The sequence below is a fragment of the Vibrio sp. A2-1 genome, from assembly GCF_021728355.1.
GTDB classification, from domain to species: domain Bacteria; phylum Pseudomonadota; class Gammaproteobacteria; order Enterobacterales; family Vibrionaceae; genus Vibrio; species Vibrio splendidus_K.
Genome location: NZ_JAKKCO010000016.1, coordinates 26802 through 36915, shown reverse-complemented (window position 1 = coordinate 36915; position 10114 = coordinate 26802). Strand labels below are relative to the sequence as shown.

Sequence of the window (10114 nt, the reverse complement as noted above, 5' to 3'; positions counted from 1 at the left end):
ATTGGTCACTCAGTTCATTGAAATCAATTTTGTTACCGAAGTAACTGCTATTACCTAAGTAATAACGTTTTGATATTCATCAACGAGTGCCCACACAGATTGATAGGTTTAAATTGTTAAAGAGCTTCACTTGTTGAGCGTTCCTTTTAAGTAAGGAGCCTCTCTAAGTGGACGGCCATTCTAGCGAATTAACATTCAGTGTCAAACACTTTTTGAAAATTAATTTTTTGTCGCTTTCCGTCTAACTGATTGTTGCTGAAGCCTTGTGGCGTCTGCCGTCTCAGTGGTGTCGCATTATAGGGAACCCACTCAGCTTAGCAACTACTTTTTCATAAAAAATGAATAAATAGAGGTTAACTGCCTAATAGTTCACCTAAACAGAAAAAAGAGAACATTTCTGCTCTCTTTTCGCTCAAAATCCAAAAGAATTCTTAGATAAATGCGTAAGCATCTGCGTACATATGGTCACGCTTTGCTTCTTTATTCTGAGTAAACATGTCTCTTGCAGCGCCTGCCATTTCGAAACGACCCGCAATGTAGATATCGAAATCAGCTAATGATTCGAAACTTTGCGTGATTGCTTCTAATACATTACCCGTTTGGCCGTTCCAAACTTCAGGTGCTTCTTCTACTACTGGTACAAAATGCACATTGCTGTGTTTTGCTGCAATGTCGACAAGCTCTTCTTTCGCATACAGCTGACACTCATCTTTTGCACCCCAGTATAGATGAATCTCTTTTTTACTGTTCTGCGCGATGCAGTGATCGAGAATAGAGCGCACGTAGCTAAAGCCAGTACCACCAGCAATTAGTAACAGAGGACGATCGCTTTCTTCTTTAACCCACGCATCACCGTGCGGAGCATCAATAGCTATATCGCCATCTTCAGCTTGCGCTTTCTTCATTGCCTCAACGACTTCTGAAGCGTAAGCATTGTGCTCAGCTGCACCAATGTGTAACTCAAGCTCGCCTTCATGGCGACAAGGGCTGCTTGCAATCGAAAATGGACGCTTATCTTTCTCGCCCATTTCAACCATCAGATATTGGCCCGCTTTAAAAGCGACCGGTGTTTCTGGGTGAAGTAGGATTTGGTAAGTATTACAAGCCAAAGGCTCGATAGACTTCACTTTACATTTAATAGTCATGTTCTTCCTCTTACTAACCCTTAATCGGCAAAGGTTAGAACTAAATTACTTTCTGCAAATGCTTGGCAAGCAAAAATCCAACCTTGTTGCTGCTCTTTCTCTGTAAGCATGGGTTCAAGATGGTAACTCACTTGCCCTTCTAATTTTCTGCACATACACATCGCGCATGCGCCGACTTGGCAACGGTTTGGGAAATAGATATCGCTGTTGAGCGCAGCATCCAAGACCGTTTGCCCTTTTTCTACGGTAAAACTGATGTTTTCTGGGTATAAGACTACTTGGTAGCTCATGAAATTCCTAGCTGTTCCCAGATGCTATCAATCTTTTTAACAACATCAGGATCTTTTGTGATTGGAACACCCCACTCACGCAGGCATTCGCCTTCCCACTTATTGGTCGCATCTAGACCCATTTTTGAGTGTCCTGTTTCATTCTGTAGGAACAACGTATCTCTAGCCGGATCCATTCTTGTGGTCACCGCCCAAATAATGTCATTCCAATCACTCACGTTGACATCGCCGTCACACACGATAACAAACTTGTTCTCATCAAATTGAGACCAAACAGCTTCCATGATTTTCTTACCATTACCTGCAGCTTGCTTATCAATAGACACCACAACCATGTTGGCATTATCGTTTTGCAGGTGAATATCAATAATTTCAGGTTGAGTCTTGGTTAACTCAGCTAAGCTGCCCTCTATATGTTCACTATTTACAGGTGCTGATTCGACATCTGGCGATAGTGCTAACTCTGCATCCCACTTCTTAGTGATGTCTAGGCCCATCTTAGAACCTAACCCAACCACAGGTGATGCAAAATCCAATGAATCGATCGGCGTGTTCTCTATCATCAGGCTATCGCGTGACGGATCCATATGTTCACACATAGCAGCGGTCACTTGAGACCAGTCTCGTGCATTCACATCTTCATCGCACACCAATACAAACTTGGTGTACATGAATTGGCGTAAGAAAGACCATACACCCATCATCACTCGCTTAGCGTGACCTGGGTATTGCTTCTTCATGGTCACTACAGCCATTCGGTATGAACAACCTTCAGGCGGTAGATAGAAGTCTTCAATCTCTGGAAACTGCTTTTGAAGAATAGGAACAAACACTTCATTGAGCGCAACACCCAATACCGCAGGCTCATCAGGTGGACGGCCAGTATAGGTGCTGTGGTAGATAGGGTTTTCGCGCATGGTTACATGAGTAATAGTGAACACATGGTGCTTTTCTTTCTCGTTGTAGTAACCAGTATGATCTCCGTAAGGCCCTTCGTCCGCGAACTCATTCGGGTCGATGTAACCTTCCATCACGATTTCCGCACTTGCAGGAACGTCTAAATCATTGCTGATTGATTTAACAACCTCAGTTTTACTACCGCGTAGTAAGCCTGCAAACGCGTATTCCGATAAAGTATCCGGCACTGGCGTAACCGCACCAAGAATGGTGGCAGGATCTGCTCCAAACGCTACAGAAACTGGGAATGGTTTACCTGGGTTAGTTTCCATCCAATCACGCAGATCAAGCGCTCCACCACGGTGGGCTAACCAACGCATAATGACCTTATTCTTGCCGATTTTTTGCTGGCGATAGATGCCTAAGTTTTGGCGTTTCTTATTAGGCCCGCGAGTAACCGTTAATCCCCATGTTAGCAACGGCGCGACATCGTCGGCCCAACAGCTCATCACGGGGATTTTATCTAGGTCGACGTCATCACCCTGCCATATCACTTGTTGGCATGCCGCTTTACGAAGACGTTTAGCTGGCATATTTAAGACTTGCTTAAACACCGGCAGTTTATCGAGAGCGTCTTTAAAGCCTTTAGGTGGCTCAGGTTCCTTTAGGTAAGCTAACAACTTACCCACTTCACGCAGTTCTTTCACTTCCTGACGACCCATACCAATAGCCACACGATTAGGTGTACCAAATAGATTGGTTAAAACAGGCATGTCATAGCCTATTGGATTTTCAAATAAAAGAGCCGGGCCACCAGCACGTAGAGTACGGTCGCTAATCTCGGTCATTTCATAGTCTGGATCGACTGGGTGAGAAATGCGTTTCAACTGACCAATACTTTCAAGATGGTCGATAAAATCACGTAAATCTTTAAAACTCATAGGACTTCTACATGCTGATTATTCTGCGCTCAGTATATCAAAAAGGGTGACGCTGAGATCCCCCTTTTTAGTGTGGTTATTGAGAGGCAAAATCCACTTTACGGTAATGCTTGCTCGATCAAAGAGCTCTTCACCTGAGGGTTATCATTTACAAGATCTTGCAACCATCGCGTATGACCTTGTTTGGCTAATTCACGGGCGACTAATGGCGCTTCATCGGCAATCGCCATCCTAGAGACAAGAAACTCCTTCACCTCTTCTGATAGCGGGTTAACCTTGGTAAGCAAAGTAATCGCTTCATCTTTCAAACGAGGGTTCTTAGTCGCAGCCATTACTTGTTCAAGTGCGAACGCTTGTTTGGTTTCAGCAAGGCGGACTAGCTCAGCTTGGCTATGATAATCGGCCTTCATTCGCCATAGAATCTTGTAGACCTCTGGGTCTTCGCTCACTTGCGCTAATCGAACCACCACCTCAGTAGAAGGTAGCCAGCTAACAATCGAGGAGGCCGTGAGTTGCTTAGTCAGATAATCAACCGCTTCAGGAGACAAACTGTCTAGCTCTCTGATTAACAATGCTTCTCGTGTTTGAACTTGATGCTCAGATCCAGATAACCACTCTTTTAGGTCGAGTTCTTGTTTCTCTGCATCTAACACAAACACCAGCGTCTTCTGGTCTTGGCGCCACTGTTTGATGAGCCGGTTGGCAATCGAAGGGTAATTAAAGGCAGGTACCGTAAACTCATAACCATCTCCACGCTCTAAAACTTGGTAAGTTGGCGTGATAGCGAGTTGCTGCTCAATGAAGATAGACATCTTGGGGGTGAGGACAATTTTTTGCTGTTCGAGCTTCTTCAAGAGTTGGTAACGAGCCACTTCTTGTTGGGGAAATGTCAGACGCTCAAGCGCGAAGCGCAGCGAATTAACTTCGTCACGTACGACAAATTCGAGTAATTCAGCAGTTTTCAGTTTTACTTGATCATTCTCAAGCCAAGACTCTACTGTAATTGGAGACATCTCGGTGGCATAGCTCATACCGACCGGGGAAAGTAACAGTGAAGTAGACAGGAGTAATGATGACAACAGTCCATGTTGCATTTTAACTTCCTTTTAACACTTTTGCTCATTCTGCAAGCTGTCGCTATAAAATGCAAATAAAAAGCGCCACCCGAAGGCAGCGCTTTTTAATAACTATCAGCTAATCAAGACTACTGACGACGCATTGCGTCAAAGAACTCATCGTTCGTTTTAGTCATTGCTAACTTATCGATAAGGAATTCCATTGCATCAGTTTCGCCCATAGGGTGAACAATCTTACGCAGGATCCACATCTTCTGTAGTTCATCGCTCTTAGTAAGAAGCTCTTCACGACGAGTACCAGAGCGGTTGAAATCAATCGCTGGGAATACGCGCTTTTCAGCAATCTTACGGTTAAGGTGCAGTTCCATGTTACCTGTACCTTTGAATTCTTCGTAGATTACTTCATCCATCTTAGAACCAGTATCAACCAGTGCAGTTGCGATGATAGTTAAGCTACCGCCTTCTTCTACGTTACGTGCCGCACCGAAGAAACGCTTTGGACGATGTAGAGCATTCGCATCAACACCACCAGTAAGCACTTTACCTGATGAAGGAATAACAGTGTTGTAAGCACGAGCTAGACGAGTGATTGAGTCCAGTAGGATAACCACATCTTTCTTGTGTTCAACAAGACGCTTCGCCTTCTCGATTACCATTTCTGCTACTTGTACGTGGCGAGATGCTGGCTCATCGAAAGTCGATGCGATTACTTCGCCTTTAACTAGGCGCTGCATTTCTGTTACTTCTTCTGGACGCTCATCGATAAGTAGAACCATTAGTTCACACTCAGGATGGTTGCGTGCAATGCTTTGTGCAATATTTTGCAGAAGCATTGTTTTACCTGCTTTAGGCGGAGCAACAATCAGACCACGCTGGCCTTTACCTATAGGTGAAGCAAGGTCAAGAATTCGAGCTGTGATATCTTCAGTCGCACCATTACCCGCTTCCATCACCATACGTTCGTTGGCGTGAAGAGGAGTCAGGTTTTCAAAAAGGATTTTGTTACGGGCGTTGTCTGGCTTGTCGTAGTTAACCGTGTTTACTTTAAGCAGTGCAAAGTAACGTTCGCCATCTTTAGGTGGACGGATTTTACCGCCAATCGAGTCACCGGTGCGAAGGTTAAAACGACGAATCTGGCTTGGTGATACGTAAATATCATCTGGCCCAGCAAGGTACGAACTGTCGCCGCTACGCAGGAAACCAAAACCGTCTTGAAGAATTTCTAGAACACCATCACCAAAGATGTCTTCACCACTTTTTGCATGCGCTTTAAGGATGGAGAAGATAATGTCTTGTTTTCTTAGGCGAGCTTGATTTTCAAGACCTAGGCTTTCGCTAAGTTTAACAAGTTCAGACACAGGTCTGTTCTTCAGTTCAGTAAGATTCATAGTGGTGGAAGTTTGTTTAGTCAAAATAGGATCTGTTTTCTTAAGTTAAGAAGGAGTTGGTCACAGGATCGACCAAGAAGAGAAATTCGTTCAATTAACGTGCGATAAATTAGCACTAAAACTAAGACTAGTCCATAGCTTAGAAAAAACAAAACCGCGCATTTGTTAACTGCGCGGTTTCTTTTCAAAGGCTCACCTAATTAAAGGTTAGCGTCTAGGAACTCTTTAAGTTGAGTTTTAGACAATGCACCAACTTTAGTTGCTGCTACGCCGCCATCTTTGAAAAGAAGCAGCGTTGGAATGCCACGAATACCAAATTTTGGTGGAGTTCCAGCATTTTGGTCGATATTTAATTTACCGATTGTGAGCTTGCCTTCGTACTCGTTTGCGATTTCATCAAGAATCGGCGCAATCATTTTACATGGACCACACCATTCTGCCCAAAAATCAACAAGAACAGGGCCTGCAGCATTGATTACATCGTTATCAAAACCGTCATCAGTTAGCTGCAAAATCTTATCACTCATCTTCCACTCCAATGTATTTTTTAGAACTGGTTGGATGATAACCAGTAAATAGATGCCCTATTGGAATGTATTTACTTTCGTATTGCAAGCTTAAGCTGATATTCTATAGCAATGAAAAAGACGCATATCACAGAGCAAAAGTTCGCCGACTTGGATTTACTTCCTCAAGTCATTGAAGGATTGGAGAAAAAAGGGTTCGATTATTGTACCCCTATCCAAGCCTTGGCGCTCCCGGTACTGCTCACCGGCCAAGACATTGCAGGCCAGGCCCAAACGGGTACTGGTAAAACGCTTGCGTTTCTAACTGCTACTTTTAACCACCTGCTAAAAACACCTGAGCATGAAGGGCGTAAGCCTAACCAGCCACGTGCAATTATTATGGCACCAACGCGTGAACTCGCGATTCAGATCTACAACGATGCTGACTCTCTGGTTGAAAGCACGGGTATCAAAGCAGCACTAGCTTACGGTGGCGAAAGCTACGACAAGCAGCTAGGTAAGATCGAAGAAGGCGCAGATATCTTAATTGGTACTACTGGCCGTATCATCGATTTCTACAAGCAAAAGGTATTTAACCTTAACCACATTCAAGCGGTTGTGCTTGATGAAGCCGATCGTATGTTTGATCTGGGCTTTATTAAAGACATTCGCTTCTTGTTCCGCCGTATGCCTGAGCCAAAAGATCGCCTGAATATGCTGTTCTCTGCGACGCTGTCTTACCGCGTACAAGAGCTAGCGTTCGAGCACATGCACAACCCAGAGCACGTGGTTGTTGAGCCTGAGCGTAAAACAGGTCACCGCATTCAAGAAGAGCTGTTCTACCCTTCTAACGAACATAAGATGGCTCTTCTACAAACGTTAATCGAAGAAGAATGGCCAGATCGCGCAATCATCTTCGCTAACACGAAGCACAAATGTGAATCAGTTTGGGGCCACTTGGCTGCCGATGGTCACCGTGTAGGCCTGCTAACTGGCGATGTTCCTCAGAAGAAACGTGAAAAAATTCTTGAGCAGTTCACCAAAGGTGATGTTGACCTTCTTGTCGCAACTGATGTTGCAGCTCGTGGCCTACACATTCCTCAAGTAACACACGTATTCAACTTCGACCTACCTGATGATTGTGAAGATTACGTTCACCGTATCGGTCGTACAGGTCGTGCTGGTGAAAGCGGTCACTCGATCAGCTTTGCTTGTGAAGATTACGCAATCAACTTGCCACCAATCGAAGAATACATTGAGCATGCTATCCCAATGTCTGACTACGATGCTTCTGCACTACTAGAAGATCTGCCAGCACCGATGCGCTTACGTACACGTAACCCGCAACAACGCCGCTCAAACAACAATGGCCCACGCAACGGTAACCGTAAACCAAACCAGAACCGTCGCCCACGCCAACCGCGTCATAACAAGGAAGCTTAGTCGCTTATGAGTCAAACAGTGTCACCCCCGCTTTATGCTGCAATCGACCTCGGGTCGAACAGTTTTCATATGCTCGTTGTGCGTCACATCGATGGCAGCGTACAAACCATGGCTAAGATTAAGCGTAAAGTGCGTTTAGCAGCAGGCTTAAATGAAAATAATGCGCTTAGTACAGAAGCTATGCAGCGCGGTTGGGACTGTTTGAGTCTCTTTGCAGAGCGACTGCAAGATATTCCAAAAGAAAATATCCGCATTGTGGGTACAGCGACCCTACGTACCGCTATCAATGTGGATATATTTCTAGAGAAAGCGAACCAGATCCTTGGTTATGACATCAATGTTATCTCTGGTGAAGAAGAAGCTGCGACTATCTATAAAGGCGTAGCACACACTTCTGGTGGCAGCGGCCGCCGACTGGTCGTTGATATAGGTGGCGCAAGCACCGAAATGATCATAGGTGAAGGCTTCTCAGCGAAAGCACTAACTAGCCTGAAGATGGGCTGTGTTACCTGGCTTGAGCGCCACTTTAAAGATCGCCAATTAACCGCAACCAACTTTAACAATGCCATTGAAGCGGCTAAGTCTACGTTGGCTCCTATTCTAGATAGCTACACGGATATTGGATGGGATGTGTGTGTTGGTGCCAGTGGTACCGTTCAAGCACTGCAAGAAATCATGTTGGCGCAAGGCATGGATGAAGTCATTACTCATGCCAAGCTTAAGCGTCTACAGAAACAAGCCATGATTACCGAGCGCTTGGAAGAGCTAGAAATAGAAGGATTAACACTAGAGCGTGCATTAGTGTTCCCAAGTGGCCTTTCTATTCTTATCGCTATTTTTGAGCTACTTGAAATTGATTCAATGACACTCGCAGGCGGTGCACTCCGTGAAGGCCTAGCCTACGAGATGGTGGATGAACTTCGCCAAGAAGATATTCGAGCGCGTACCGTCAAGAGCGTGCAATCACGCTATCAAATGGACGTAAGCTACGGTGAACAAGTTGCTGTAGTCGCACAAACTCTGTTAGAGCAAGCGGGCGCCGAAGAGTGGGTTTCAGAGCCTCAAGCTGGCGTGCTATTACAAACCGCAGCTAAGCTTCATGAGATTGGTTTAACCATCGATTTCAAAAAAGGCGGCGAGCACAGCGCTTACCTACTGCAGAACTTAGACCTGCCAGGCTTTACTCGAGCGCAAAAGCACTACTTGGGTGAGTTAACTCGTCGCTACCGTGAACAGTTAACCTCATTGCCAGAGCAACATGCAATCTCAGGCACCAGCAGCAAGCGTATTTTACGAATTCTGCGTTTAGCTATTTTGCTGACCCACCGTCGCAATCCAGCGCTAGAGCCTGATTTTAAGCTTGCAACTGATGGTAACAACCTGACCTTGACGCTTTCTAAGCAATGGCTAGCAGACAATCCGCTGACAGCTGCTGAGCTAGAGATCGAGTCGAATAGACAGACCGATATTGGCTGGCCATTGAATATTGAATGCCTCTGATATTAGTATCTGACGCTAGAAATTAAAAAAGCCCAAGTTAGTAGACTAACTTGGGCTTTTTCTATCGCTGAATTAATGCTTTGTGTTACAAATCTCAAACTTAAGCGTTAACACCTGTCGCTTTAAAATCAGGGTTCACTGCGGTTAACTTCTTAACCACGTAATTAAGAAGCACACCGTACATAGGCACGAACAAACCTAAGCTAATGATGAGTTTGAATCCGTAATCAACCAACGCAATCTCAGTCCAGTGCTCAGCCATGAATGGATCTGGGCTTTGGTAGAAGGCAATCGCAAAGAACGCGATGGTATCAATGGCATTACCAAAAAGTGTCGAACACGTTGGCGCAACCCACCATTGCTTCATTTGGCGTAAGCGGTTGAACACATGCACATCCAAAATCTGACCGAGCAAATAAGCCATGAAGCTTGCCGCTGCGATGCGTGCAACAAACAGGTTGAACTCGCCTAGTTGGCTAAAGCCTTGGAATGAACCTTCAAAGAACACAACAGACAATAAATAAGAAACGGCCAGTGCAGGCAACATCACTAAGAAAATAATTTTACGAGCAAGCTGCGCGCCAAAAATGCGTACTGTGAGATCGGTCGCTAGGAAGATAAACGGGAAAGTGAAAGCACCCCAAGTGGTGTGCATACCGAAGACGGTAAAAGGTAGCTGAACCAGATAGTTGCTTGACGCAATAATCACCAAATGGAACAAAACTAATAGTGCTAGGGCTTTGCGCTGTTGCGCAGGGGTAAAGTTACTCATGCTGTACCTTTTTAGTTTGGTTTGGGGGTGAGGGAACCCAAATCGAGTCATTTCTTCAAATAAACTAAGAAAGCTCTTACCAATAATGTGGATTAAAAATGTTTCTATAATTTGCTCTATTGAGCGGCGGGCGATTATACATTAATCAATATTGGC

At 44.9% G+C, this 10114-nt stretch carries 9 protein-coding genes; 2 read left to right on the top strand and 7 right to left on the bottom strand.

Going from position 1 to position 10114, the window contains the following annotated elements; translation table 11 throughout:
• Positions 1-431: 431 nt before the first annotated feature.
• The 6 genes from fre to trxA all read right to left on the bottom strand — a co-directional run bounded on the left by fre (position 432) and on the right by trxA (position 6264).
• On the bottom strand, positions 432-1145 hold the full coding sequence (gene fre, locus L3V33_RS23030) for an NAD(P)H-flavin reductase (protein WP_004736628.1): 714 nt from the start codon (positions 1143-1145) through the stop codon (positions 432-434).
• 20 nt (positions 1146-1165) lie between these two features.
• Complete coding sequence (locus L3V33_RS23025; RefSeq protein WP_017081534.1) at positions 1166-1435, bottom strand: 2Fe-2S iron-sulfur cluster-binding protein; 270 nt, start codon at positions 1433-1435, stop codon at positions 1166-1168.
• On the bottom strand, positions 1432-3273 hold the full coding sequence (gene ubiD, locus L3V33_RS23020; protein WP_017093290.1) for a 4-hydroxy-3-polyprenylbenzoate decarboxylase: 1842 nt from the start codon (positions 3271-3273) through the stop codon (positions 1432-1434). The genes L3V33_RS23025 and ubiD overlap by 4 nt, the downstream gene beginning before the upstream one ends.
• Before the next feature lie 98 nt (positions 3274-3371).
• A complete protein-coding gene (locus L3V33_RS23015; protein WP_004736631.1) occupies positions 3372-4367 on the bottom strand; it encodes a hypothetical protein in 996 nt (331 codons plus the stop codon).
• 110 nt (positions 4368-4477) lie between these two features.
• Positions 4478-5737: a transcription termination factor Rho gene (gene rho / locus L3V33_RS23010; protein ID WP_029222011.1), complete on the bottom strand. Its 1260-nt coding sequence runs from the start codon at positions 5735-5737 to the stop codon at positions 4478-4480.
• A 200-nt stretch (positions 5738-5937) separates the two neighbouring features.
• Positions 5938-6264, bottom strand: coding sequence for a thioredoxin TrxA (gene trxA, locus L3V33_RS23005; protein ID WP_004736635.1), 327 nt, complete (start codon positions 6262-6264; stop codon positions 5938-5940).
• A 111-nt stretch (positions 6265-6375) separates the two neighbouring features.
• Between trxA and rhlB the strand changes: the two genes are divergently transcribed.
• On the top strand, positions 6376-7686 hold the full coding sequence (gene rhlB, locus L3V33_RS23000) for an ATP-dependent RNA helicase RhlB (RefSeq protein ID WP_004736636.1): 1311 nt from the start codon (positions 6376-6378) through the stop codon (positions 7684-7686).
• A 6-nt stretch (positions 7687-7692) separates the two neighbouring features.
• Positions 7693-9186 carry a guanosine-5'-triphosphate,3'-diphosphate diphosphatase gene (gene gppA, locus L3V33_RS22995; protein ID WP_054548413.1) on the top strand — a complete coding sequence of 498 codons (1494 nt, stop codon included), beginning with the start codon at positions 7693-7695 and terminating at the stop codon, positions 9184-9186.
• Positions 9187-9286: 100 nt separating this feature from the next.
• On the opposite strand, the gene L3V33_RS22990 is transcribed toward gppA, so the two are convergent.
• Complete coding sequence (locus L3V33_RS22990; protein ID WP_004736638.1) at positions 9287-9958, bottom strand: 7-cyano-7-deazaguanine/7-aminomethyl-7-deazaguanine transporter; 672 nt, start codon at positions 9956-9958, stop codon at positions 9287-9289.
• Between the last annotated feature and the right edge of the window lie 156 nt (positions 9959-10114).